The organism is Pseudonocardia phyllosphaerae (assembly GCF_046546475.1).
Taxonomy (GTDB): domain Bacteria; phylum Actinomycetota; class Actinomycetes; order Mycobacteriales; family Pseudonocardiaceae; genus Pseudonocardia; species Pseudonocardia phyllosphaerae.
Window position 1 is genome coordinate 276,444 of record NZ_JBKGXS010000006.1, and the last position, 23,648, is coordinate 300,091.

Here is a 23,648-nt window from a genome sequence, read left to right on the forward strand (position 1 = left end):
CGGAGTGGATCACCGTTGATCCGCGGGCCGGGCCCCGATCGGGCTACGACGGACGGACGAGCAGGAAAGGGACCGATCGGGTGCCGTCGGTCACGCGGGCTCGCCACGTAACGGTCCGTGGGTCCACACTGCTCGCGTACCGCTGGGGGAGTATCCCGCTCGCGGTGGTGTCGTCAACACGGTGGCGGCGGCGGACGGGCATCGGCCCGGTCCCCGGCCGGACCCGGCACCATCGGCCACGTCCACGCCCGTTCCGGGCGGAGTGGTGGGAGAGACCCGGGGCCAGTGAACGCTGCCCTGGGTTGGAGGACCCCCGTGAACGTGCCCTTCTGGGTCTGGTTGCTCACGATCGCCGGATTCGTCGTCATCGTCGGCGCGGATCTGTTCCTGAACGACCACAAGCCGCACGCCGTCACCCTCGGCGAGGTGACCCGCTGGGTCGTGTTCTACGTGGCGCTGGCCGCCGCGTTCGCCGTCGGGCTGTGGTTCTTCGCCGGCCCGACGCCGGCCGGTGAGTTCGTCGCCGGCTATCTCACCGAGTACTCGTTGTCGGTCGACAACCTGTTCGTCTTCCTGATCATCATGTCGTCGTTCAAGGTGCCGGTGGTCCACCAGCACAAGGTGCTGCTGGTCGGCGTCGTGATCGCGCTGATCATGCGGAGCGTCTTCATCGCGGCCGGCGCCGCGGTGCTCGAACACTTCACCTGGGTGTTCTTCCTGTTCGCCGCGTTCCTGATCTACACCGCGGTGTCGCTGGTGCGCCAGGCCTCCTCCGGCGAGGGCGAGGAGTGGGAGGAGGGCCGCGCGCTGAAGCTGCTGCGCAAGGCCTTCCCGGTGACCGACGACTACCACGGCGCGAAGACCACCGTGAAGATCGCCGGCAAGCGCTGGCTGACCCCGATGCTCGTCGTGATGGTCGCGATCGGCGTCACCGACGTCATGTTCGCGCTGGACTCGATCCCGGCGATCTTCGGCCTGACCCAGCACCCGTACCTGGTGTTCACCGCGAACGCGTTCGCCCTGATGGGGCTGCGCCAGCTCTACTTCCTGCTCGGCGGCCTGCTCGACAAGCTCGTCTTCCTGTCCTACGGCCTGGCCGTCCTGCTGGCGTTCATCGGCGTCAAGCTGGCGCTGCACGCGCTGCACGAGAACGAGCTGCCGTTCCTCAACGACGGGCAGCCGGTGCCGGTCCCGGAGGTCGGGACCGGGCTGTCGCTGGCGGTCATCATCGGGATCCTCACGCTGACCACGGTCATCAGCCTGGTCGCGGTCCGGATGAAGCCGGAGCTGGCCGAGCACGGCGGCGGGATCAGCGCGCCGCCGCTGGCCCGCACCAAGGCCGAGGCCGCGCGGATCGTCGCCGAGGACGAGAAGGCCGACCACCGCGTCGCCGCCCCGAAGGCGGACTGACCGCTCCGACCCCGCTACGGGCCGCGACGCCGCTACAGGTGGTGCAGCTCGACGTCGCCGATCCGGCCGTCGTGCAGCGTCAGCGTCATGAAGGTGCAGGTCGGCATCCGGCGGCGGTCGGTCGGCGACCCGGGGTTGAGCAGCCGCAGCCCGTCGTCCGTGGTGTCCCACGGGATGTGCGAGTGCCCGAAGATCAGCAGGTCGGTGTCCGGGTGGGCGCGCCGCGCGCGGGCCTCCCGGCCCTGCTTCGGCCCGGTCTCGTGGGTGACCGCGACGCGGACGCCGCCGATCGTGGCCCGGGCGGTCTCGGGCAGCCGGGCCCGCAGGTCGTCGCCGTCGTTGTTGCCCCAGCAGGCCAGCAGCCGCGCCGACCGGGCCTCGACCCGGTCGAGCAGGTCGGCGGTGCACCAGTCCCCGGCGTGCACGACGACGTCGGCGGCGTCGACCGCGTCCCACACCGGCCCGGGGAGACCGCCGGAGTAGGCGGCGCCCCGGGCCGGGAAGTGGGTGTCGGAGATCAGGACCAGCGAGGTCAGTTCACGCCGACCAGGTCGCAGACGAACACCAGGGTCTCGTTCGGCGCGATGACGCCGCCGGCACCGCGGGCGCCGTAGCCCAGGTGCGGCGGGATGACGAGCCGGCGGCGGCCGCCGACCTTCATCCCGGCGACGCCGTTGTCCCAGCCGGAGATGACCTGTCCGGCACCGAGGCCGAACTGCAGCGGCTGGCCGCGGTCGTAGGAGTTGTCGAACTCGCGCCCGGTGGACTGCGAGACGCCGACGTAGTTGACGGCGACGGTGTCGCCCGGCTTGGCCTCGGGGCCGTCGCCGACGATCAGGTCCTCGACGACGAGGTCGGTGGGAAGCGGGCCGTCGACGATCTCGACGGTGGGCTTCTGCGGTGCGGTCACGGTGGTGCTCCGGTGTCCGGTGGTCCGACGCGGTCGGCTGTCGGGGCCGACCCTGCCAGAGCCGGCCGGGATCCCGTGCGGGGGTTCGGCATGGTGCGCCGCGTGCGCCCGGAAATCAACTCTGTGGTGACGGTCACGTCTTTGCGATGATCGGTCGCGTCACGACCACGAACGGGTGACATCTCCTGGCGTCGCGGACGGCCGCGGCGGGAAGGGCGCCGATCGCCGATGATGTCGATCCTCATCTTCGCGGCGGGGGCCGCGCTGCTGATCTACAGCGCCGAGAAGCTGATCACCTACCTGGTCGGGGCCGCCCGGGGGCTCGCGATCTCGGTGTTCCTGCTCGCGGTGATCTTCACCGGGATCGAGTTCGACGACCTCGTGTTCGGGGTTGCGCTCAACCTGGAGGGGCTCGACGACGTCGCGCTCGGCGTGGTGTTCGGCACGGTCATCTCGATGGTCGGCGTCGTACTGGCGCTGGCGGCGCTGCTGGTGCCGTGCCGGGTGCAGGTCCCGCGCGACTACCTGGTGCTGTTCGCGCTCTCGCCGCTGGTGCTGGTCGGCCTGGCGCTCGTCGGGGAGATCGAGACCGGGGTGGCGATCGCGCTGGTGGCGCTGTTCGTCGCGTTCGTGGCCTACGTCGCGGTGCGCGAGCGCAGCCGCTCGGTCGCGATGTTCCGCGACGAGGAGGTCCTGCAGCACGCGGGCGGCGGGGGCACGGCGTCCGGCGACCCGTCGCGCACCGCGGACATGACGATCACCTCGAAGCAGCACCTGCCCGGATGGGCGCTGCTCGGGCTCGCCGTGCTGTCGCTGGTGGGGCTGGTGGTGGGTGCCTGGGTGATGACCGAGGGCACCGAGGGGATCCTGGAGAACTACGAGCTGTCCGGGACGGTGTTCGGCGCGACGATCGCCACCCTGGTGCTGACGCTGGAGGACATCTTCCTCACCGTGGAACCGGCCCGGCGCGGGGCGCCGCTGATCGGGATCGGGAACGTCATCGGGTCGGTGGTGTTCTCGGTGACCGCCAAGCTCGGGATCATCGTGCTCGCCGGCGGCGACATCGAGGTGACGCCCGACGTGTTCGTCTGGCATCTGCCCGCACTCGTCGTGATGATCGCGTTCTCGACGTATGCGTTGTGGACCGGGCGGCTGCGGCGTTGGCACGGCGCCGTGCTGCTGGGCGCCTACGTCGTCTACTGGATCGTGAGCTTCACCGTGTTCGGGGTCGTGCCAGCCGACTCCGACTGAGCGCGGCGCAACTCGACCGGGCCGGCTGCTACCGGTGCGGCCGGGGCACGAGCTCGAGCTCCACCGGCCGGTTCGCCCCGGTCCGGTTCGCCTCGGCCACCGCGGTCTCGACGAGGCCGTGCTCGGGGGACAGGTGGCAGACCGGGTCGGTGGCGGCCGGGTCCCCGGTCAGCTGGAACGCCTGGCAGCGGCAGCCGCCGTGGTCGAGCTCGCGGCGCTCGCAGCTGCGGCACGGGTCCTGCATCCAGTCCGTGCCGCGGTAGGCGGTGAACAGCGGCGACGTCGTCCAGATCTCGTCCAGCGGGGCGTCCCGCACCGATGCCGGCGGCAGCGGCAGGGTCTGCGCGGCCGGGCAGGGCAGGGCGTGCCCGTCGGGGGCGACGGTGAGCTGGCGCTGCGCCCACCCGCCCATGCACGGCTTCGGGTAGCGGCCGTAGTAGTCCGGCAGCACGTGCACGATCTCCATCCGCCCCGCCAGCCGCTCCCGGGCCGCGGCGACGACGGTCTCGGCGTGGTCGAGCTGCGCCCGCGAGGGCAGCAGCGCCTGCCGGTTGCGCCAGGCCCAGCCGTAGTACTGGGTGTTCGCCAGCTCGACGCGGTCGGCCGCCAGCTCCTCGACGAGCGCGACGATCTCGGCGATCCGGTCGATGTTCTGCCGGTGCAGCACGACGTTGACCGTCAGCGGCCAGCCGAGCTCGCGGACCAGCCGGCAGGCCTCGATCTTCCGCTCGAACGAGCGCACCCCGGCGATCCGGTCCGACGTGCCGGGCTCGTCGGCCTGCACGCTGACCTGCACGTGGTCCAGCCCGGCTGCACGCAGCGCCAGCGCTCGTGGCCGGGACAGCCCGATCGCGCTGGTCACCAGGTTGGTGTACATCCCCAGCCCGCTGGCGGTGCGGATCAGCTCGGGCAGGTCGCGGCGGAGCAGCGGCTCGCCACCGGACAGGTGGCACTGCAGCACGCCGAGGTCCGCGGCCTCGGCGAACACCCGCTGCCAGTCGGCGGTGGCCAGCTCGTCGTCGTAGCGGGCCAGCTCGATCGGGTTCGAGCAGTACGCGCACGCCAGCGGGCAGCGGTAGGTCAGCTCGGCGAGCAGCCCGAACGGGCGGGGAGCGCTCATGTGAGCGCCACCAGGTTCCGGGCGGCGAGCCGGGTCAGGTAGCCGCGGACCTGCTCGTCGACGGTCGCCGGGTCGGCGCCGTGCAGGGCGACCAGCTCGGCGACGACGTCGTCGACGGTGCGCTCGCCGTCGCAGCGCTCCAGCACGGCGTGCCCGGTCCGGTTCAGCACGACGACGGTCTCCGGTCCCAGCAGCACCCACCCGCCGGACGCCCGGTCCGGCCGCATCCGCACGTGTGGCCCGAGCCGGGGGCGGGTGGTGCCGACGGCCTCACGGGTGCGCACGGTCGTCCGCGTGGGCAGCGTCGGCGGGGTGGGCAGTGTCGGCCGGGTCGATCGGGTGGGCGTGCTCGGTGGCGTCCAGGATCGCCCAGAGCACGTCGCACTTGAAGGTCAGCGCGGCCTCGGCGGCGTCCTGCTGTTCGGGGGTGCGGCAGTGCGCGGTGACGATCTCCAGGGCGTGCTCGGAGTCGCGCGGGGCCTGGACCAGCCGGTTCCGGAAGTACTGCAGGCCGTCCGGGTCGATCCAGGTGTAGTAGCGCTCGAACGCGGCGAGCCGCTCGGCCATCAGGTCCGGGGCGAACAGCTCGGTCAGCGACGACGCGACGGCCTCCACCCACGGCCGGGTCCGGGCGAAGGTCACGTAGGCGTCGACGGCGAACCGGACCCCGGGCCGGACGTGGCGGTGGTCGAGGATCTCCGCGCGGCTCAGCCCGCACGCCTCGCCCAGCCGCAGCCACGCCTCGATCCCACCGGAGGTGGGCCCGTCGGCGGCGGTGCCGTCGTGGTCCAGGATGCGGCGGATCCAGCGTCGCCGGACCGCGACGTCCGGGCAGTTCGACAGGATCGCGGCGTCCTTGACCGGGATCGCCTCCTGGTAGGCGAACCGGTTCGCCACCCAGCCGCGGATCTCGCCGGGTGTCAGCGCGCCCTGGTTCATCCGCAGGTGGAACGGGTGCTGGGAGTGGTACTGCCGGGCGTGCGCGCGCAGCCGGGCGACCAGCTCGTCGGGCGGGGCGCCGGTGCGGTCGTCGAGGGCGGTCATGCGCTCAGACCTCCAGGTCCAGTCCGTCGGTGCCGACGACGACGCCGGCCGCCTCGACCTCGGCGCGCTCGGGGGAGTCGTCGAGCAGGATCGGGTTGGTGTTGTTGATGTGGACGTAGACGATCCGTGGCAGCCCGAGCCGGGTGAGGACGTCGAGGCTGCCGCCGGGGCCGCCGACGTGCAGGTGCCCCATGTCGCGGGCGGTCTTCGCGGCGAGCCCGAGCCGGATCAGCTCGTCGTCGTGCCAGGTGGTGCCGTCGACGAGCAACAGGTCGGCGCCGGTGATCTCGTCGAGCACGGCGGGGGTGAGCTCCTGCACCCCGGGCAGGTACACGGTGTTCCGGCCGGTGCCGGTGCCGGTGAACCGGTACCCGACGACGCGGCCGGTGTCGCCGCCGGTCCCGAACCGGTCGTGCTTGGCGGTGGGCACGTCGAACGCCCGGTAGGTCAGTCCGCCCAGGTCTCGGGACTCCCCGGGGACGACCTCGGTCCAGGTCACCGGGCAGAACCGTTCCAGCGTGTCGAGCAGCCCGGTCCCGTCGCGCAGGGTGCGTTCGGTGGTGGCGGTGGCGTGCAGGTGGACCCCGCCGCCCTCGCGCAGCAGCACCAGCCCGAGGGTGTGGTCGATCTCGGCGTCGGTGAGCAGCACACCCTCGATCGGGGTTCTGCGGTCTCCTGCAGGGTGCAGTGCAGGGGTGTCGGCGAGCTGGGTGCGGACGTCGGGGGAGGCGTTGACCAGCCACCACCGGACCCCGTCCGGGCTCACCGCGATCGACGACTGGGTACGCGGCGAGGCGGGCATGCTCCCGTCGCGTACCGCCCGGCAGCCCGGGCAACCGCAGTTCCACTGCGGGAACCCGCCGCCCGCGGCGGACCCCAGCACTCGTACCCGCATCCGCCACCCCCTTTCCGACGGCTCTCCGACGGCTTTCCGACGGCGGGGCCGGGGACACCTCGTCGTGTCCCCGGCCCCGTCCGCTCGTGCCGGTTTTCAGTCGTCGCCGGTTTTCAGTCGTCGCCGGTTTTCAGTCGTCGCTGCGTGCGATGTACATCGTCACCTCGGGCGCGCAGCCGATCTCCTCGAACTCGGGCGCCTCCCACTGCGGAGTGGTCTCCACGGGCCATCACCTCCTTCCCGGTCGCGGTACCGGCCGGTCGGTCCTGTCGGTGCTGGGGCAGGTCAGTCCTCGGGCAGGGCGAAGCAGAACAGCGCGTCACCGGCGGCGGCGCCGAGCAGTCCGGGCAGGAACCCCTCGATCCAGCCGCCCCAGCCGGTCGGGACGGCGATGTACTGGCGGCCGTCGACGCTGAACACGGTCGGGCTCGAGTGGTGCCCGGATCCGCACTGGAACGACCACAGCTTCTCGCCGGTGGAGGCGTCGAGGGCGACGAACTCGCCGGTCGGGGTGCCCTGGAAGACCAGGCCGCCCGCGGTCGTCACGTTCGACGCGCACATCGGGTACTCGTTGCGCCAGCGCCACTTCTCCTCGCCGGTGAGCGGGTCGACGGCGGAGACGAAGCCGTAGAAGTCCTCGATGTCCACCGCGACGCCGGCACCCCAGTACGGGATCGACTCCTTGAACTCGCGGCGCCGCCGGGTCGCGGTCGCCCCGACCTCCTGCACCGGGATGTAGATCAGTCCCGTCTGCGGGTTGTAGGACATGTGCGTCCACTCCTTGCCGCCGGCCGGGCCGGGCCAGAAGTGGACGGGGACGCCCTCCTCGTCGGGATAGATCTTCGGTGTCACCTTGCCCTCGGGGGAGATCTCGCCCCAGGTGATCCGGTCGACGAACGGGAACACGCGCACCAGCGCGCCGTCGGTGCGGTCGAGCACGAAGAAGTAGCCGTTCTTGTCCGCGTGGGCGAGCAGCTTCCGCCCGTCCGGCGCGTCGAACAGGATGTTCTCCATCGTGGAGTCGTAGTCCCACAGGTCGTGCGGGGTGAACTGGTAGTGCCACCGGATCTCGCCGGTGTTCACGTCCACCGCGATCGTGGAGTCGGTGTAGAGGTTGTCGCCCGGGCGCACCGCACCGTCGAAGTCCGGGGCCGGGTTGCCGGTGCCCTGGTAGAGCAGCTCCAGCTCGGGGTCGTAGGTCGGCGTCACCCAGCAGTTCGCGCCGCCGCGCTGCCAGGCCTCGCCGTCGTCCGGCCAGGTCTCCGAGCCGGGCTCGCCGGGCTTGGGGACGGTGTAGCAGCGCCAGCGGCGCTCCCCGGAGTGCGCGTCGAACGCGTCGAGGTGCCCGCGGACGCCGAACTCGCCGCCCGCGCTGCCGCAGATGACCATGTCCTTGACGATCAGCGGGGCGACCGAGCCGCTCTCCCCGGCGCGGACGTCGCCGTTGACGACGTCCCACACCTTCTCCCCGGTCGTCGCGTCGAGCGCGATCAGGTGCGCGTTGAGCGTGTACATGTAGACCTTGCCGTGCCCGACAGCGAGGCCCCGGTTGACGTTGCCGCAGCACAGTGAGACGTCGTAGGGCGAGGCGTGCTTGTAGCGCCACAGCTCCTCGCCGGTGCGCGCGTCGATCGCCCAGGCGCGCCCGTCCGGGCCGGAGACGTACATGACGCCCTCGACGACGATCGGCGACGCCTCGAACGAGTAGGTCGACGCGCCGGACTGCATCCCGACCGCGCCGGCCTGGAACACCCACGCGGGGCTGAGCCGCCGGACGTTGTCGGTGGTGATCTGGTCGAGGGTGCTGTAGCGCTGCCCGTCGTAGGTGCCGTAGTAGGTGAGCCAGTTCTCCGGCTCCGACGACGCCGCCCGGATGCGGTCGTAGTCGACGTTCGTGGTGGCGGGCGCGACGCCCTTGACGTTGCTGAGCTGCGCGTGCGGGATCGCCTCGCCCGCGTCGACGTAGTCGGTCATCGGGTGCTCCTCACGGACGCGGCTGCGGTGGACGGTCGAGCTTCGCGGAGTCGGGTACCTCGCCGCCGATGACGATGGCGCCGGTCAGGCCGCGGCCCTCGTCGTTGCCGCTGGCGGAGCCGTAGTAGTAGGTGCCGGGACCGTCGAGGTCGAGGGTGGCCGTGCCCTTGGCGTGGTTGACCAGCCAGATGAACTTGGGGTCGCCGTTGCTCGGGAGCACCGCGCAGTGCGTGTTCTTGTCGTCGTTGATCAGCGTGAGCTCGATGGCGCCGCCGTGCGGGAGGATCAGGATCGAGGGGTCGTAGCGGAGCTCGTCCTCCGGGATCCGGACGGTGGCGCGCAGCACGCCGTCCGAGCCCTCCTCGGCGTAGCCGATGCTTCCGGTGTTGAGCAGCCGCCCGAGGGCGGTGCGGTTCTGGCCGTCCAGGCCGGCGGCGTTCAGTTCGGCCGCGCGATCCCCTTCGGTCGTCGTCATTGACATTCCTCCCGAGCACGATTGTCGGCGGAGACGTGATCACTTTCACACCACGGTGAACACAGCGTCAAGGTGCGGAACATGGTCATTTTTGACACATGATCACGAAATGCTCCGAACGGCGGAGTTGCAGGTCGGGTTGCATCGATCCGCAGGTCAGAGGCATGGGATGCGTCCGGGTGTTCGACAGTGCGTCGAAACCCGCGCGCGTCCCGTCCGTGCTTTTCGGACGGTCGGGAAATACGTATGACGGACTGTTCAGATGTCAGTTTGCGTCACCAGAACTTGATGCCCGACGCCTTGAGCCGGCGCCGGTGCTGCCGCACGGCGGTCTCGATCGCCTCGGCGGTGATCAGGTCGCCCCAGATCTTCGCGGCGCTCTCGCCCTGCTCGACCAGCTCCGCGGCGGTCTCCTGGCCGACCTCGGAGGTCTGCACGATCCGCGAGCCGAACCCGATGTGCCAGCGCTCGTCGCGCAGCACCAGCTCCATGCCCTTGCGCAGCCCGGGCAGCGCGACCGAGGCGCTCTCCAGCGCGTCGAGCATGGCGTGCTGGCCCGCGAGCAGCACGACCCCCTCGATGATCATGTGATAGAGCCCGACGGCCGCGGTCAGCCCGGAACTGTCCTCGGCCAGCCGCCGCGCGGTGTCGGGCAGCTGCTCCTCGAACAGCTCGACGAGCTCGGGGCGGACGCGCTCGCGCAGCACGTCGAGCCGCTCGGCGGTGGTGTCGCCGGGCACCTCGGCCACGTCCGCGGCGACGCGCTCGAAGAACCGGGCGTGCCGGGCCTCGTCGCGGGCCTGGGCGCGGAACGCGGCCTCCATCGACGGCTCCGGTGCCGCCTCCCGGTACGGGACCAGCTGGGTCGCGACCGCGGTCTCGGCGACGCAGAACCCGGCGACCAGACCGAGGATCCGTTCGTGCTCGGCCGTGGTCAGCGACGGCCACGCCGCCCGGTCCGCGGAGAAGTCGATCTCCGTCTCGTCCCACTGCAGGGACTCGGCGAGGGTCACGAAGTGCTCGAAGTTGCCGATCATGGCCATGGGACCGCACCGTCCTCACACGCCCGGGAACGCCTCACCCGGCTCGAGTTCGCGGAAGTCGGACTTGGTGGCCCCGCAGATGGGGCACATCCAGTCGTCCGGGATGTCCTCGAAGGGGGTGCCCGGCTCGATCCCGCCGTCCGGGTCGCCCTCCTCGGGGTCGTACACGAAACCGCAGGGCTCGCAGATCCACAGGCGGGCCGGAGCGGCCGTCCCGCCGTCGCGTGTCGTCATGGGGCTCCCACGGCTCCGTCGCCGTCACGGCCCACCGGCATCGGCGGGCCGTCGCTCGGTGACCAGGGAGCCACACGCGGTGGCCGGCCGCAAGTGGGTCAGACGCCGAGGGACTCCCGCAGGAAGTCCACCTGCAGCCGCAGCAGGTTCTCCGCGACGACCTCCTGCGGGGTCATGTGCGTGACCCCGGACAGCGGCAGGACGCGGTGCGGGCGGCCCGCGGCGAGCAGCGCCGAGGACAGCCGCAGGGTGTGCGCGGCGACGACGTTGTCGTCGGCGAGGCCGTGCACGACCATCAGCGGCCGGACCGGGCGCTCGTCGGACGGCGGCAGCGCGGCGTCGTCGACGATCGAGGAGCGGGTGTAGGGCGCGCTGCCGGGAAGGCCCAGGTAACGCTCGGTGTAGTGGGTGTCGTAGAGCGCCCAGTCGGTGACCGGGGCACCGGCGATCCCGGCGTGGAACACGTCCGGGCGGCGCAGCACCGCGAGCGCGGCCAGATACCCGCCGAACGACCAGCCGCGGATGCCGACCCGGGTCAGGTCCAGGTCGGGGTACTCGCGGGCGGCGGCCTGCAGGGCGGCGACCTGGTCGTCGAGCACCGGGCCTGCGAGGTCGCCGTGGATCTCCCGCTCGAACGCGGGCCCGCGCCCGGGCGACCCGCTGCCGTCGACGACGAGCACGGCGAACCCCTGCTCGGCGAACCAGCGGCTGGTCAGGTGGGCGTTGCGGGCCTGCACGACGCGCTGGGCGTGCGGGCCGCCGTAGGGGTCGAGCAGAACCGGCAGCGGGGTGCCGGGGACGTGCCCGGACGGCAGGAACACCGCGGTGCGCAGCTCGCGGTCGCCGAAGGTGTGCAACGTGGCGTCAGGGTCGAGGCCGGGGTCCGTGGCGTGCCCGAGGACCGGGTGCTCCCCGTCCGCGGTGACGACCACGGCGTGCGGCGCGGAGGTCAGGTCCTGCGAGAGCCGCACCAGGGTGCCGCCTGCGGCGACCCCGCTGTGCAGGCCGTCGGCGGGCGAGAGCAGCTCCGGGTCCGCTCCGGCGGTGACCCGGTACAGCGCCGTCGAGGTCGGGTCGGTGGAGCCGCGGAACAGCACGGTCTCCCCGTCCACGGCGAGCACCTCGCGGACCTGCAGCCCGGGCGGGGTGACGGTGTCGTCGCCGACGACCAGACGGCGGGTGTCGCCGTCCTCCACGGTCCGCACCAGCACCCCGGATGCGGTGCGCGCCGGGACGCCGGGGACGACGTCGACCCACACCGGGTCTGTCTGCTCGTGCAGCGCGGTCGTCGCCCCGCTGCCCGGGTCGATCGCCAGGGCGACCAGTTCGCGCTGGTCACGGGGCGCCACGGTGATCATCGGGCCGTGGTCGTCCCATCGGACGGCGGCCAGGTACTCGTAGCCGGTGGCGTCCCAGAGGACGGGCGTGCGGCGGCCGTCGAGGCTGACGACCTCGAGCCCGACGACGGCGTTCGGGGTGCCCGCGGCGGGGTAGCGGACGCCGTGCGGGGCGCGGTCGGGGTGCGCCGGGTCGGCGATCCACCAGCGCGCGACCGGGGCCTCGTCGACCCGGGCGACGAGCAGCGACCGGCCGTCCGGTGACCACCAGAAGCCGCGGGTCCGGCCCATCTCCTCGGCCGCGGCGAAGTCCGGCAGGCCCCAGGAGACGTGGTCGGAGTCGGGGGTGAGCAGGGCCGTCGTCTCGCCGGTGGACAGCTCGTGCAGGTGCAGGGCACGGTCGGCGACGAACGCGACGCGCTGCCCGGTGGGGTCGATCCGCGGGTCGACGACGGCCTCGACGTCACCGACGTCCAGGGCCCGCGGGGCCGGGTCACCGGTGAGCGACACCGCGAACGGCCGCCCGGACAGCGCGAACACCGCGGTCTCGACGGCGGCGTCGGTGGTGTAGCCGACGACGCCGCCGGCTTGCTCCCGGACCCGTTCGCGACGGGCGCGTTCGGCGGCGGGGAGGTCTTCCTCGCCGGGCAGCCCGTCCAGCTGGGCGGGGTCGACGAGCAGCCGTTCCTCGCCGGTCGCGGCGTCGAGCGACCACAGGCAGGTGACGGGGTCGGTGCCGGAGCGGCTGCGCTGGAACACCACCCGCGCGCCGTCCGGGGAGACGGTGAAGCCACGCGGGACGCCGAGGGAGAACCGGCGGGTGCGGGCGTGCAGGCGGGGGAACGAGTCGGGGGTCTCGGTCACGGGGCCGGACGCTATCCGATCACCGGTTTCGCCGGTGTCAACGCTGTCCCGGTATCAGTGCTGTCCCGGCGTCAGCGCTGTCCAGGTATCAGTGCTTCGCGGGGCGTTTGGTCCGTGCCTTCGCACGCGCCGGGGCGGCGCGGCCGCCCGCCTCCTCGCAGCCGCGGGCGGCGAGCCGGTCGGCGCGCTCGTTCTCCGGGTGCCCGGCGTGGCCCTTCACCCAGAACCAGGTGACGTCGTGCCTGCCGACGGCGGCGTCGAGCTCGCGCCACAGGTCGTCGTTCTTCACCGGTTCACCGGCGGCGGTGCGCCAGCCGCGGCTGCGCCAGCGCGGCAGCCACTGGGTGATGCCGTTGCGCACGTAGGTGGAGTCGGTGTGCACGTGGACGACCGAGCGCCGGGTCAGGCAGTCCAGCGCGCGGATGGTGGCGGTGAGCTCCATCCGGTTGTTGGTCGTCGTCGACGGTTCGCCGCCGTGCAGCTCGCGCTCGTGGGCGCCGTAGCGCAGGACGGCGCCCCAGCCGCCCGGTCCCGGGTTCGGGACGCAGGCACCGTCGGTGAAGATCTCCACGACCGCCGTCACGGCCGGTGACGCTAGCCGCTCAGTAGATCCGGTACGACGCCCGGGCGGCGGTGAAGCCGTGCCCGGTGCGCCCGTCCCGGCACTCGACGCCGGCGCGGCGGCTCACGCAGGTGACGTCGCCGCGGGTCAGCCGCTCGCCGTAGCCGAGCTCGGCGGTCCCGGGGCCGACGGCGGCGCCGCCGCAGGACGCCCGCGCCGACCCGCCGTTGATCACCAGACCGGCGTCGGTGCCGTCGCCGACCGGGCAGTCGTCGGTGGGTGGGGTCCAGGTGCGGTTGGTGACGTCGCAGCGGGCACCGCTGCCGTCCAGCCGGCAGGCGATGTTGCCCGACGGTGTCCGGAACCCCGGCACGGCGCCGAACGCCGCCGGGTCCGCCGCGGTGGTGCCGTCGGCCAGGTCGGTGGGCACCGCCGCGGCGACGCCCGGGTCGTCCCCGGGGGCCGCGGGCGCGCCGTTCCCGCCGGTCGTGGACGCGGCGACGACCACACCGGTCACCACGGCCAGGGTGGCGGCGACGCCGATGCCCGCGGTACGCAGCGACACCGGCGAGCCGGACGGGCGGAGCAGGGCGCCGAGGTCGGTGCCGCGGAGCCGGTGCCCGAGCCCCGCCGCGCGGTCGCGCAGCCCGTCGGCACGGCTGCGCAGCCCGTCTGCCCGGCCGCGCAGACCCGCGCCGTCTGCCCGGCCGCGCAGCCCCGCGGTCCCTGCGTGCCGCCCCGCGGACCGTGCGCGGCGGCCCGGACGCGGCAGGCGCCGGCGGGCAGGCGGATCCGGGACGTCGTCGTCGGTGACGGCGGGCCAGGGCAGCGGTGGCGTGTGCGCGGGCCCCATGCGGTCGCCGAAGCCCGGCTCCCGCGACACCGGTTCGGTCGTGGTCGTAGCGATCGCCCCGGCACCGGGCGTGGCGGTCTCGCCGGTCGGGGACGGGCCGGTGGCGGGGGAGCGCTGCCACTGCACCGGGAGGTCCAGCATCGCCGGGTTCGCGGACGGCGGCCCGGGTGCGTACGCGGACTCTCCGGACGCCGGGGCCCCGGGGTGGGTGCGCGGCCCCGGCACCGAGGGCTCGTCGAGCACGCCCGGACCGGCCTGGTCGCGTTCCGCCGGGCGGGTCCCGCCGGGACCGGTGTGGCCGGTCCCGGCGCGCGGGCGTGGCGACGGGCGGGGGTCGTGGGCGTGGGGAGCGCTCATCGTCGCGGGACGTTAGGTCGACAGAGGACCGGGCACAGCCTCCGTTCGGAGCAGTCACGGCGATCGGTCGTTTCCACGCGGTGACCGTCCGTGGTCGCCACGGCCGCCGGTGGCCTGTTCCCGGAGTCCGTGCGGCGCGGCCCTCGTGCCGGTCGTCGACGCGTGGGGTGCTCCCAGCCCGCGGGACGGCGGGTGGCCGTCGTCGCGCGCCGTGACCTAGCGTCGCCGCGATCATGCGCGGTCGGCGACGGCCGCGGGCGGAACGGGAGGCGGCAGGATGAGCGCAGGCGGGGCGGCAGCGGGACCGGCGGCGGTGGACTCCGGCAGCGCGGGCCTGCTCGACGCGCTCCCGCTCTCGGCCTGGCACCGGCGGCTGGTGGTGTTCGTCGGGCTCGGCACGTTCTTCGACCTCTACGAGGTGTTCCTCGGCGGGGTGCTCGCGCCGATCCTGGCCAAGGAGTGGGCGCTGAGCTCGCTCGGCAAGGCCGCGGTCGTGTCGTCGGGGTTCCTCGGGATGTTCGTCGGGGCGGTGCTGCTGTCGATCGCCGCCGACCGCTTCGGCCGCCGGAAGATCTTCCTGGTCAACCTGCTGCTGTACTCGGTGTTCTCGCTGGCGGCGGCGTTCGCCCCGGACCTGGGCTGGTTCGTGGTGCTGCGGTTCCTCGGTGGGCTGGGCCTCGGCGCGGAGCTGGTGCTCGTCGACACCTACCTGGCCGAGTTCCTGCCGCGCCGCGCCCGCGGCCGCTACACCGCATGGGCCTACACCGTGGGGTTCGTCGGCGTTCCGGTCGCCGCGCTGCTCGGCGGCAAGCTCGTCGCCGCGCAGGACATCGCCGGCGTCGAGGGCTGGCGCTGGCTGCTGGTCGCCGGTGCGCTCGGCGCGCTGCTCGTGCTGGTCCTGCGCCGGGTGCTGCCGGAGTCGCCGCGCTGGCTGGAGCTGATGGGCCGCCCCGACCAGGCGCTCGCCGTCGCCCGCTCGGTCGCGGCGAAGGCAGGCGCCCCGGACACGCCGCCGGTGCCCGTCGAGTCGAACGGCCCGGTCACCCGCTCCACCGCCGAGGTCGTGCGGACCGCGTTCTCCGGGGTCCACCGCACCCGCACGATCATGCTGGTGATCTTCCAGATCCTGCAGACGGTCGCCTACTACGGGTTCGGCACGCTCGCCCCGCTGGTGCTGGTCAGCAAGGGCTACGACGTCGTCGAGTCCCTCGGCTACGCCGCACTGAGCTTCGCCGGCTACCCGCTGGGATCGCTGCTGTCGGTGCCACTGGTCGAACGCGTCGAGCGGAAGTGGCTGATCATCGGCTCGGCCGTCGCGATCGGCGTGCTCGGGATCGTGTTCGCCGCGGGCGGCACCCCGGTCGTCGTCGTGCTGGCCGGGTTCCTGCTGACGATGGCCAGCAACGTGTTCTCGAACGCGTTCCACATCTACCAGGCCGAGATCTTCCCGACGGCGATCCGCTCGACCGCCGGTGGCATCGCCTACGCGATGTCCCGGGCGACGGCGGCGGTGATGCCGTTCGTCGCGGTGCCGCTGCTCGCCTCGGCCGGTCCGGTCGCGGTGTTCTCCGGCTCCGCGGTGCTGATCGTGCTGCTGTGCCTGGACGTCGGGATCCTCGGGCCGCGGTCGACCGGGCGGGCGCTGGAGGAGCTGTGAGCCAGGGGCTCTACGAGGTCACGGTCAACGCGCTGCTCGACCGCGACCGCCCGCTGACCCCGGCCGAGTGGGACGCCGCCGCGGCCAGGGTCGGCCCGGCGCGGACCCCGCAGCTGCTCGCCGAGCTCGACGACGCCGGCCTGCTCGGCACCGACCTGCTGCCCGCCGCCGTCGCCGCGGCCTGGGCGGAGTCCCCGCAGCGGCTCCCGGCCGACCGGTGGGCCGAGCTGTTCGACGACGCGGGCCTCGAGCGGCCGGCCGCGCCGGGCCACTGACCGGACCTGGTCGGTCTGATCGGGGCCGCTCGTATCGGGGCCGCCGGGATCCCGCCCGCTCGGGCCGGACCGGTCCGCTCGGACCGGGACGCTCAGACCGGGGCGGGCGCGGGCTCCGCGGCGACGTCGCGGTCCAGCGACGTCCGCGGCCCCACGGTGATCGCCACCAGCGCGACCAGCGACACCACCGACAGGTAGGCGCCGACGGTCAGCGACGAGCCGGTCACCGAGAACAGCAGGGTCGCCATGAACGGCGCCGGCGCCGAGGCGATGATGCCGCTGACCTGGTACGCGAGCCCGGCACCGGTGTAGCGGACCCCGGCCGGGAACAGGCCCGGGATGTAGCTGGTGACCACGGCGCTGGAGAACGCGTGCCCGATCGGCAGCGCCAGCATCGTCGCCAGCAGGATGCCCCACGGTGTGCCCGTCTCGAACGCGGCGAACATCGGGACACCGACGACGATCCCCAGCACCGCGCCGAGCTGCAGCAGCCGGCGCCGCCCGATCCGGTCGGCGAGCAGAGCGACGCACGGCATCACCGCGACGTCCACGATCGCCGCAGCCATGATCGCGAGCAGCACGGTGGAGCGCGGGAAGCCGAACGTCTGCGGGCCGAGAGAGAGCATGTAGACCGTCGCGAGGTAGTAGACGGTGTTGCCACCGACGACCGACAGCGCGCCGATCAGCACGGCCTTCTTGTTGTCGCGCAGCACGTCCAGCAGCGGTGGCGGGGCCGGCTCGGGTGCGGCGGCCTGCTCGGCGTGCGCGCGGGCGAGCTCGGGGGACTCCTCGATCCGCAGCCGGATCCAGAGCCCGACGCCGATCAGCAGCGCCGAGGCGAGGAACGGGATCCGCCAGCCCCACGCGTCGAACTGCTCGTCGGGCAGCAGCCCGGCCAGCGCGAACGCACCGGTCGCCAGGACCGTCCCGGCGGGCACCCCGGCCTGCGCCCAGCTCGCGTAGAACGCGCGCCGGCCCTCCGGCGCGTGCTCCAGCGCCATCAGGGAGGCACCACCCCACTCGCCGCCGACGGCGATGCCCTGCAACAGCCGCAGCGTGACCAGCAGGACCGGCGCCGCGACCCCGATCGTCCCGAAGCCGGGCAGCAGCCCGACCGCGACGGTCGCCGCGCCCATACCGACCAGCGAGAACACCAGCATCTTCTTGCGGGACAGCCGGTCGCCGTAGTGCCCGAACACCAGACTGCCGAGCGGGCGGGCGACGAAGGCGACCGAGAACGTCGCGAACGCGGCCAGCGTCCCGGCCGCCGGGCTCAGCGACGGGAAGAACTGCCGGTTGAGCACCAGGACGGCGGCGGTGCCGAAGAGGAAGTAGTCGTACCACTCGACGGTCGTGCCCAGGAAGCTCGCGAGGGCGACCCGCCCCGGGCTCCGGTCCGTGCTGCCGCTGCCGCCCATCGGGCTCCGTCCCCGGGCGCCGTCCGCCCGCGCATCTGGTGTGGGAGCCGGAACGTAGGCAGCGGGGGAGCGGGCGCTCAAGGGCTCGGGGCGGGCCGTTACACGCTGGACTCGTGGTGTCCCACGAGGCGGGAGAGCGTGCACGGGACCGTGATCGGGACGGCATGTTGGCATCGGCGACGCTTTGCACCCGCGAACCGAGCGGAGCATCCTGAGGCAGACAGGCATCGACTGGAGGACGTCGTGAGCGGATATGTCGTCGTCGTCGAGCGCGACGAGGCCGGTGGGTTCAGCTCGTGGAGCCCCGATCTCCCCGGCTGCGTCGCCGCGGCGAGCGACTACGACGAGTGCCTGCGGTTGATGACCGAGGCGATCTCGATGCACGTCGAGGGGCTGCGTGCCGACGGCGACCCCGTCCCGCCGGCCACGGCGATGGCTGCGGTGATCGTCCCCGCCGCCTGAGCGGCGACCGTCACGGATGGGCCGACGTGCCCTTCAGCACCTTGTCGACGGCGTTGCGCGGTCCGTGCACCGCGAGTCCGACCAGATCCAGATCTGCACCCCGCTCCGCGGCGACGACGGCCCGGTTGTCGTGGTCGTTGCCGGTCCGGAACATCGCCGAGGTGAACACCGACACGGGGAGCCCGCGGTCGGCGGCCCGGGCCCGGCAGGCGGCCAGGGCGCCCGCGTCGCCGGCCCGGACCAGCACCGGCAGGCCGAACGTCGCGAGGTAGGTGGTGCCGTCGGCGTCGGCGTAGGGCTCGCCGATCAGCTCCGGGACACCCGCGGCGACACCGGCGGCCAGGAACGCGGTCACGTTGGCGACCTGCCAGCCGTGCAGGTCGTCGCGCAGCACGATCGCGATCTTCGTGGCGGGCCGGGCGGAGATCGTGACGTGCTGGTCGGTGTCGGTGTCGGTGTCGGTGTCGCTGGAGGTGGTCATGCCCGTCGATCCTGACGGCGCGGCCCGACCCGGTCTTGTACGTTCCTCACATGTCCGCCGAGGCGGTCCGGGCCTGGCGGCCGGCGCACGTGCCGGGCGTCTCCGAGGTGCTGCACGCCCGCTTCGTCACACACCGCTACCCGATGCACGCGCACTCGACGTGGACGGTGCTCATCGTCGACGAGGGCGCGGTCCGCTACGACCTCGACCGCCGGGCGCACGGGACCGAGGAGGCCCCGGTGACGCTCCTGCCGCCTGGTGTTGCGCACGACGGACGGGCGGCCGCCGGGACCGGGTTCCGCAAGCGGGTCCTGTACCTGGATCCGCACGTCCTGGGGGTCGGTGAGCCGGGCCGCGACGGCGTGGGGCCGGCCGTGGACCGCCCCGGCGTCGCGGACCCGGTGCTGCGACGCCGTCTGGAGCAGCTCCACCGGGTGCTGACGACCGACGGCGAGGATCTGCACGCGGAGAGCCGCCTGGCGCTGGTCGGGGAACGGCTGGCCCGGCACCTGGATCCCGCCCGGGAGACCGTGCCGGTCGCCGACGGCCCCGCGGAGCGGCTCCGCGACCTGCTCGACTCGCGGGTCGTCGAAGGACTCACCCTCGACGAGGCGGGACGCCTGCTGCACACCCACCCGGGCCACCTGGTCCGGGCGTTCTCCCGGCGGTTCGGCCTGCCACCGCACCGCTACCTCGACGGTCGCCGTGTCGAACGCGCCAGGGCACTGCTGCTGGACGGCCTGCCGCCGGCGCAGGCCGCGGCCGCCGCAGGGTTCCACGACCAGTCCCACCTGAACCGGCGCTTCGTCCGGCTGACCGGCGTCACACCCGGCCGCTACCGGCGAGCGACGGTTCGGCCGGGCTGACGCCGGACGAGCCCGGCTACCAGCCGCGCTCCTTCCACTCCTGCAGGTGCGGCCGCTGCTCGCCGAGAGTCGAGTCGTCGCCGTGGCCCGGGTAGAACCAGGTGTCGTCGGGCAGCCGGTCGAACACCCGCTCCTCGAGATCCGCCAGCAGCTGCGCGTTCTCCTCCGGCGTCCCGGTCTTGCCGGGGCCGCCGGGGAACAGGCTGTCTCCGGTGAACAGGTGCGGCCGGTCCTCGCCGCGGTAGAGCAGCGCGATCGAGCCCGGGGTGTGCCCGCGCAGGTGGATCACCTCCAGCTCGACGTCGCCGAACTCGATGGTGTCGCCCTGGTCGACGAACTCGTCCATCGGTGCAGGCAGCTCCGGTGCGTCGTCCGGGTGCGCGATCAGCCTCGGCTCGAACATCCCCGCGACGGCGCCGAGCGCCTGCCAGTGGTCGGGGTGCCGGTGCGTGGTGACCAGGTGCCGCAGGTCGGGGCGCTCGTCGGTCGCGCCGATGAGGTCGGCCAGGCGGGCCGGGTCGGCCGCGGCGTCGACGAGCAGCGCCTCACCCGTGGACTTGCAGACGAGCAGGTAGGCGTTGTTGTCCATCTCGCCGACCGACAGCTTGCTGATGCTGATCCTGTCGAGGTCGCGGCGGAGCGCCGCACCGCCCGGCTCGACGTGACCGGTGTAGTTATCGAGGACGTCCACGGCGCGAGGGTAGCGGCCCGCACCGACACCCGCGGTGGGGTGAACCCGCCGGTCGTACGGGGGTACCCCGCAGTCATGATCGAACATGCGTGCGAGTAGTCTCGGGGTCGGTGCCGACCGTCGCGTACGGCCGTGCACCCACCGACCCGACCGCCCGCGCTCCCCGGCTCGGCGCATTCGTGTCGGTGGTCGCACCTAGCATCGGTTTCCGGACGCGACGACCACGGGAATCCCGCACGGGAGCCCGCGGCGGTGCGCCCCGCACGCACGGCCCGCGAATGCTCTCCGGGATCGTTCCCCGGGAATGTTCCGGGTCCCGCGGGCGTCCCAGCCGGGTCCGTCCGGACACCACGCCACCCCCAGGAGGCCTGCACCGTGAGCGACCACAGCACCGAGGGCCACGACTCCGGCTCCGCCCTGTCCCCGGGCGCGGCGCCGGTGCCGAGCGGGCCCAAGCTGGTCGTGCGCGGTGCCCGCGAGCACAACCTGCAGGGCATCAACATCGACCTGCCCCGCGACAGCATGATCGTGTTCACCGGGCTGTCCGGCTCCGGCAAGTCCAGCCTGGCGTTCGACACGATCTTCGCCGAGGGCCAGCGGCGCTACGTCGAGTCGCTCTCGGCGTACGCGCGCCAGTTCCTCGGGCAGATGGACAAGCCCGACGTCGACTTCATCGAGGGCCTGTCCCCGGCGGTCTCGATCGATCAGAAGTCGACCAACCGCAACCCGCGGTCGACGGTCGGCACGATCACCGAGATCCACGACTACCTGCGGCTGCTCTACGCCCGCGCGGGCATCCCGCACTGCCCGGTCTGCGGCGAGCGGATCGAGAAGCAGACCCCGCAGCAGATCGTCGACCAGGTGCTCGAGATGGAGCAGGGCAGCCGGTTCCAGGTGCTCGCCCCGGTCGTGCGGACCCGCAAGGGCGAGTTCGTCGACCTGTTCTCGAACCTGCAGTCCCAGGGCTACTCGCGGGTGCTGGTCGACGGCACGGTCCACCAGCTGTCCGACCCGCCGAAGCTGAAGAAGCAGGAGAAGCACGACATCTCCGTCGTCGTCGACCGGCTGTCGGTCAAGGCGACGGCCAAGCAGCGCCTCACCGACTCGGTGGAGACCGCGCTGCGCCTGGCCGACGGCCTGGTCGTGCTCGACTTCGTGGACCTGCCCGACGACGACCCGCACCGCGAGCGCCGGTTCTCCGAGAAGATGGCCTGCCCGAACGGGCACACCCTGGCCGTCGACGACCTCGAGCCGCGCACGTTCTCGTTCAACTCGCCCTACGGCGCCTGCCCCGCCTGCTCCGGTATCGGGATCAAGAAGGAGGTCGACCCGGAGCTGGTCGTCCCCGACCCGGACCTGTCGCTGGAGGACGGCGCGATCGCGCCGTGGTCGAGCGGGCACAACGCCGAGTACTTCGGCCGGCTGCTGTCCGGGCTGGCCAAGGCGGTCGGTTTCCGGATGGACACCCCCTGGCGCAAGCTGCCCGCGGGCGCGCAGAAGGCCGTGCTGAACGGCAGCGACGACCAGGTCCACGTGCGCTACCGCAACCGCTACGGCCGCGAACGCTCCTACTACGCGAACTTCGAGGGCGTCATGCCGTTCCTGGAGCGGCGCCTGGAGCAGACCGAGTCGGAGTCGCAGCGCGAGCGCTACGAGGGCTACATGCGCGACATCCCCTGCCCGGCGTGCGACGGCGCCCGGCTGCGCCCGGAGGTCCTGTCGGTCACGCTCCCGCACGAGACGCTGGGGGAGCGGTCGATCGCGCAGGTCTCGAACATGTCGGTCGCCGAGTGCTCCGGCTTCCTCGACGGCATGGTGCTCGACGAGCGTCAGGCCATGATCGCCGGCGCGGTGCTCAAGGAGATCCAGGCCCGGCTGGGCTTCCTGCTCGACGTCGGGCTGGACTACCTGTCCCTGGACCGGGCCGCGGGCACGTTGTCCGGTGGTGAGGCGCAGCGGATCCGGCTGGCCACGCAGATCGGCTCCGGCCTGGTCGGCGTGCTCTACGTGCTCGACGAGCCCTCGATCGGGCTGCACCAGCGCGACAACCGGCGGCTGATCGACACGCTGACCCGGCTCAAGCAGCTGGGCAACACGCTGATCGTCGTCGAGCACGACGAGGACACCATCCGCTCCTCGGACTGGGCCGTCGACATCGGGCCGGGTGCCGGTGAGCACGGCGGCAAGGTCGTGCACTCCGGGCCGGTCGCGGACCTGGAGTCACACGACACGTCGCTGACCGGTGCGTACCTGTCCGGGCGCAAGTCGATCCCGCTGCCCGAGCGCCGTGAGCTCGACCGGGACCGGACGCTGACGATCGTCGGTGCGCGCGAGCACAACCTGCGCGGGATCGACGTCGACGTCCCGCTCGGCGGCCTCGTCTCGATCACCGGGGTGTCCGGGTCCGGCAAGTCGACGCTGATCAACGACATCCTCGCCACGGTGCTGGCGAACAAGCTCAACGGCGCCCGCCAGGTGCCCGGCCGGCACACCCGGATCACCGGCGTCGACCAGCTGGACAAGCTCGTCCGGGTGGACCAGTCGCCGATCGGCCGGACGCCGCGCTCGAACCCCGCCACCTACACCGGGGTCTGGGACAAGGTCCGGAAGCTGTTCGCCGCCACCACCGAGGCGAAGGTCCGCGGCTACACCGAGGGCCGGTTCTCGTTCAACGTCAAGGGCGGCCGCTGCGAGGCGTGCACCGGCGACGGCACGATCAAGATCGAGATGAACTTCCTGCCGGACGTCTACGTCCCGTGCGAGGTCTGCAAGGGCGCCCGGTACAACCGGGAGACCCTGGAGGTCCACTACAAGGGCAAGACCGTCGCCGACGTCCTGGACATGCCGATCGAGGAGGCGGCCGAGTTCTTCGAGCCGATCACCTCGATCGCCCGGTACCTGCGGACCCTGGTCGACGTCGGCCTCGGCTACGTCCGGCTGGGCCAGCCCGCGCCGACGCTGTCCGGCGGTGAGGCGCAGCGCGTGAAGCTGGCCTCGGAGCTGCAGAAGCGCAGCAACGGGCGCACGGTCTACATCCTCGACGAGCCGACGACCGGCCTGCACTTCGAGGACATCCGCAAGCTGCTCGCGGTGATCCAGGGTCTGGTCGACAAGGGCAACACGGTGATCGTCATCGAGCACAACCTCGACGTCATCAAGACCTCGGACTGGGTCGTCGACATGGGCCCGGAGGGCGGCTCGGGCGGCGGCACGGTCGTCGCGCAGGGCACGCCGGAGCAGGTCGCGGCGGTCCCGGAGAGCCACACCGGCCGGTTCCTCGCCGACCTGGTCACGCCGGACGCGACGCCGCCGAAGCGCCGCCCGGCCCGCAAGCCCGCCGCGGCGTCGGGTGCTGCCGCGGGCGGGGCCGCGAAGACCACCGCGACCCGGCGGCGGACCAAGGCCGCGACCGGCTGAGCGGAGCTCGGCAGGCCCGGGGTTCCGGCACCCCGGTGGCGCACCGCCCGGT

Annotated in this window: 24 protein-coding genes; 7 read left to right on the plus strand and 17 right to left on the minus strand. The window is 72.9% G+C overall.

Features of this window, described 5'->3' with window-relative positions:
- The first annotated feature begins 315 nt into the window (after nucleotides 1–315).
- A complete protein-coding gene (locus ACLE50_RS14900) occupies nucleotides 316–1,410 on the plus strand; it encodes a TerC family protein (RefSeq protein WP_410944130.1) in 1,095 nt (364 codons plus the stop codon).
- 32 nt (nucleotides 1,411–1,442) lie between these two features.
- Here ACLE50_RS14900 and ACLE50_RS14905 read toward each other — a convergent pair whose 3' ends face one another.
- The gene (locus ACLE50_RS14905) at nucleotides 1,443–1,946 is read right to left on the minus strand and encodes a metallophosphoesterase family protein (RefSeq protein WP_410944176.1); all 504 of its coding nucleotides are present in this window, start codon (nucleotides 1,944–1,946) and stop codon (nucleotides 1,443–1,445) included.
- Nucleotides 1,943–2,320: an FKBP-type peptidyl-prolyl cis-trans isomerase gene (locus ACLE50_RS14910; protein ID WP_410944131.1), complete on the minus strand. Its 378-nt coding sequence runs from the start codon at nucleotides 2,318–2,320 to the stop codon at nucleotides 1,943–1,945. Before ACLE50_RS14910 ends, ACLE50_RS14905 begins: the two co-directional genes overlap by 4 nt.
- A gap of 228 nt (nucleotides 2,321–2,548) precedes the next feature.
- On the opposite strand from ACLE50_RS14910, the gene ACLE50_RS14915 reads away from it, so the two are divergent.
- A complete protein-coding gene (locus ACLE50_RS14915; RefSeq protein WP_410944132.1) occupies nucleotides 2,549–3,571 on the plus strand; it encodes a sodium:calcium antiporter in 1,023 nt (340 codons plus the stop codon).
- A gap of 28 nt (nucleotides 3,572–3,599) precedes the next feature.
- On the opposite strand, the gene pqqE is transcribed toward ACLE50_RS14915, so the two are convergent.
- From pqqE to ACLE50_RS14975, 12 genes are all read right to left on the minus strand, one after another.
- On the minus strand, nucleotides 3,600–4,691 hold the full coding sequence (pqqE, locus tag ACLE50_RS14920; RefSeq protein WP_410944133.1) for a pyrroloquinoline quinone biosynthesis protein PqqE: 1,092 nt from the start codon (nucleotides 4,689–4,691) through the stop codon (nucleotides 3,600–3,602).
- The gene (gene pqqD, locus ACLE50_RS14925) at nucleotides 4,688–4,975 is read right to left on the minus strand and encodes a pyrroloquinoline quinone biosynthesis peptide chaperone PqqD (protein WP_410944134.1); all 288 of its coding nucleotides are present in this window, start codon (nucleotides 4,973–4,975) and stop codon (nucleotides 4,688–4,690) included. The genes pqqE and pqqD overlap by 4 nt, the downstream gene beginning before the upstream one ends.
- Nucleotides 4,962–5,735, minus strand: a complete 774-nt coding sequence (pqqC, locus tag ACLE50_RS14930) for a pyrroloquinoline-quinone synthase PqqC (RefSeq protein WP_410944135.1) — start codon at nucleotides 5,733–5,735, stop codon at nucleotides 4,962–4,964. Before pqqC ends, pqqD begins: the two co-directional genes overlap by 14 nt.
- Nucleotides 5,736–5,739: 4 nt before the next feature.
- On the minus strand, nucleotides 5,740–6,630 hold the full coding sequence (pqqB, locus tag ACLE50_RS14935) for a pyrroloquinoline quinone biosynthesis protein PqqB (protein ID WP_410944136.1): 891 nt from the start codon (nucleotides 6,628–6,630) through the stop codon (nucleotides 5,740–5,742).
- Between the two features lie 130 nt (nucleotides 6,631–6,760).
- Nucleotides 6,761–6,853: a pyrroloquinoline quinone precursor peptide PqqA gene (gene pqqA, locus ACLE50_RS14940; RefSeq protein WP_410944137.1), complete on the minus strand. Its 93-nt coding sequence runs from the start codon at nucleotides 6,851–6,853 to the stop codon at nucleotides 6,761–6,763.
- A gap of 62 nt (nucleotides 6,854–6,915) precedes the next feature.
- Nucleotides 6,916–8,604, minus strand: a complete 1,689-nt coding sequence (locus ACLE50_RS14945) for a PQQ-dependent dehydrogenase, methanol/ethanol family (protein WP_410944138.1) — start codon at nucleotides 8,602–8,604, stop codon at nucleotides 6,916–6,918.
- Between the two features lie 10 nt (nucleotides 8,605–8,614).
- The gene (locus tag ACLE50_RS14950) at nucleotides 8,615–9,079 is read right to left on the minus strand and encodes an MSMEG_3727 family PQQ-associated protein (protein ID WP_410944139.1); all 465 of its coding nucleotides are present in this window, start codon (nucleotides 9,077–9,079) and stop codon (nucleotides 8,615–8,617) included.
- Between the two features lie 275 nt (nucleotides 9,080–9,354).
- Nucleotides 9,355–10,122, minus strand: coding sequence for a ribonucleotide-diphosphate reductase subunit beta (locus tag ACLE50_RS14955; protein WP_410944140.1), 768 nt, complete (start codon nucleotides 10,120–10,122; stop codon nucleotides 9,355–9,357).
- Between the two features lie 15 nt (nucleotides 10,123–10,137).
- The gene (locus ACLE50_RS14960; protein ID WP_410944141.1) at nucleotides 10,138–10,356 is read right to left on the minus strand and encodes a rubredoxin; all 219 of its coding nucleotides are present in this window, start codon (nucleotides 10,354–10,356) and stop codon (nucleotides 10,138–10,140) included.
- A 98-nt stretch (nucleotides 10,357–10,454) separates the two neighbouring features.
- Nucleotides 10,455–12,557: a prolyl oligopeptidase family serine peptidase gene (locus ACLE50_RS14965; protein WP_410944142.1), complete on the minus strand. Its 2,103-nt coding sequence runs from the start codon at nucleotides 12,555–12,557 to the stop codon at nucleotides 10,455–10,457.
- Nucleotides 12,558–12,645: 88 nt separating this feature from the next.
- A complete protein-coding gene (rnhA, locus tag ACLE50_RS14970) occupies nucleotides 12,646–13,140 on the minus strand; it encodes a ribonuclease HI (RefSeq protein WP_410944143.1) in 495 nt (164 codons plus the stop codon).
- A gap of 19 nt (nucleotides 13,141–13,159) precedes the next feature.
- A complete protein-coding gene (locus ACLE50_RS14975; protein ID WP_410944144.1) occupies nucleotides 13,160–14,329 on the minus strand; it encodes a hypothetical protein in 1,170 nt (389 codons plus the stop codon).
- Between the two features lie 277 nt (nucleotides 14,330–14,606).
- Between ACLE50_RS14975 and ACLE50_RS14980 the strand changes: the two genes are divergently transcribed.
- Both ACLE50_RS14980 and ACLE50_RS14985 read left to right on the plus strand, forming a co-directional pair.
- The gene (locus ACLE50_RS14980) at nucleotides 14,607–15,986 is read left to right on the plus strand and encodes an MFS transporter (RefSeq protein ID WP_410944145.1); all 1,380 of its coding nucleotides are present in this window, start codon (nucleotides 14,607–14,609) and stop codon (nucleotides 15,984–15,986) included.
- The gene (locus ACLE50_RS14985) at nucleotides 15,983–16,261 is read left to right on the plus strand and encodes a hypothetical protein (RefSeq protein ID WP_410944146.1); all 279 of its coding nucleotides are present in this window, start codon (nucleotides 15,983–15,985) and stop codon (nucleotides 16,259–16,261) included. The genes ACLE50_RS14980 and ACLE50_RS14985 overlap by 4 nt, the downstream gene beginning before the upstream one ends.
- 92 nt (nucleotides 16,262–16,353) lie before the next feature.
- Here the strand turns inward: ACLE50_RS14985 and ACLE50_RS14990 are convergent, their stop codons facing one another.
- Nucleotides 16,354–17,679, minus strand: a complete 1,326-nt coding sequence (locus ACLE50_RS14990; RefSeq protein ID WP_410944147.1) for an MFS transporter — start codon at nucleotides 17,677–17,679, stop codon at nucleotides 16,354–16,356.
- Nucleotides 17,680–17,922: 243 nt separating this feature from the next.
- On the opposite strand from ACLE50_RS14990, the gene ACLE50_RS14995 reads away from it, so the two are divergent.
- Nucleotides 17,923–18,141 carry a type II toxin-antitoxin system HicB family antitoxin gene (locus tag ACLE50_RS14995; protein WP_410944148.1) on the plus strand — a complete coding sequence of 73 codons (219 nt, stop codon included), beginning with the start codon at nucleotides 17,923–17,925 and terminating at the stop codon, nucleotides 18,139–18,141.
- A 10-nt stretch (nucleotides 18,142–18,151) separates the two neighbouring features.
- On the opposite strand, the gene ACLE50_RS15000 is transcribed toward ACLE50_RS14995, so the two are convergent.
- Nucleotides 18,152–18,622, minus strand: coding sequence for a DUF2000 family protein (locus ACLE50_RS15000; protein ID WP_410944149.1), 471 nt, complete (start codon nucleotides 18,620–18,622; stop codon nucleotides 18,152–18,154).
- Nucleotides 18,623–18,672: 50 nt separating this feature from the next.
- On the opposite strand from ACLE50_RS15000, the gene ACLE50_RS15005 reads away from it, so the two are divergent.
- The gene (locus tag ACLE50_RS15005; RefSeq protein ID WP_410944150.1) at nucleotides 18,673–19,488 is read left to right on the plus strand and encodes a helix-turn-helix domain-containing protein; all 816 of its coding nucleotides are present in this window, start codon (nucleotides 18,673–18,675) and stop codon (nucleotides 19,486–19,488) included.
- A 16-nt stretch (nucleotides 19,489–19,504) separates the two neighbouring features.
- Here ACLE50_RS15005 and ACLE50_RS15010 read toward each other — a convergent pair whose 3' ends face one another.
- Nucleotides 19,505–20,179 carry an MBL fold metallo-hydrolase gene (locus tag ACLE50_RS15010; protein ID WP_410944151.1) on the minus strand — a complete coding sequence of 225 codons (675 nt, stop codon included), beginning with the start codon at nucleotides 20,177–20,179 and terminating at the stop codon, nucleotides 19,505–19,507.
- 438 nt (nucleotides 20,180–20,617) lie between these two features.
- On the opposite strand from ACLE50_RS15010, the gene uvrA reads away from it, so the two are divergent.
- Entirely contained in the window at nucleotides 20,618–23,596 is a 2,979-nt protein-coding gene (gene uvrA / locus ACLE50_RS15015) for an excinuclease ABC subunit UvrA (protein WP_410944177.1), read from the plus strand.
- Nucleotides 23,597–23,648 lie beyond the last annotated feature (52 nt).

Bases quoted from the DNA above. Each gene is read 5' to 3' on its own strand.
- ACLE50_RS14980 (WP_410944145.1), top strand. From the start codon at position 14,607: ATGAGCGCAGGCGGGGCGGCAGCGGGACCGGCGGCGGTGGACTCCGGC.
- ACLE50_RS15000 (WP_410944149.1), bottom strand. From the start codon at position 18,622: ATGACCACCTCCAGCGACACCGACACCGACACCGACACCGACCAGCAC.
- ACLE50_RS14955 (WP_410944140.1), bottom strand. From the start codon at position 10,122: ATGGCCATGATCGGCAACTTCGAGCACTTCGTGACCCTCGCCGAGTCC.
- ACLE50_RS14950 (WP_410944139.1), bottom strand. From the start codon at position 9,079: ATGACGACGACCGAAGGGGATCGCGCGGCCGAACTGAACGCCGCCGGC.
- pqqC (WP_410944135.1), bottom strand. From the start codon at position 5,735: ATGACCGCCCTCGACGACCGCACCGGCGCCCCGCCCGACGAGCTGGTC.
- ACLE50_RS14975 (WP_410944144.1), bottom strand. From the start codon at position 14,329: ATGAGCGCTCCCCACGCCCACGACCCCCGCCCGTCGCCACGCCCGCGC.
- ACLE50_RS14945 (WP_410944138.1), bottom strand. From the start codon at position 8,604: ATGACCGACTACGTCGACGCGGGCGAGGCGATCCCGCACGCGCAGCTC.
- pqqE (WP_410944133.1), bottom strand. From the start codon at position 4,691: ATGAGCGCTCCCCGCCCGTTCGGGCTGCTCGCCGAGCTGACCTACCGC.
- ACLE50_RS14915 (WP_410944132.1), top strand. From the start codon at position 2,549: ATGATGTCGATCCTCATCTTCGCGGCGGGGGCCGCGCTGCTGATCTAC.
- pqqB (WP_410944136.1), bottom strand. From the start codon at position 6,630: ATGCGGGTACGAGTGCTGGGGTCCGCCGCGGGCGGCGGGTTCCCGCAG.
- ACLE50_RS14990 (WP_410944147.1), bottom strand. From the start codon at position 17,679: ATGGGCGGCAGCGGCAGCACGGACCGGAGCCCGGGGCGGGTCGCCCTC.
- ACLE50_RS14960 (WP_410944141.1), bottom strand. From the start codon at position 10,356: ATGACGACACGCGACGGCGGGACGGCCGCTCCGGCCCGCCTGTGGATC.
- ACLE50_RS15005 (WP_410944150.1), top strand. From the start codon at position 18,673: ATGTCCGCCGAGGCGGTCCGGGCCTGGCGGCCGGCGCACGTGCCGGGC.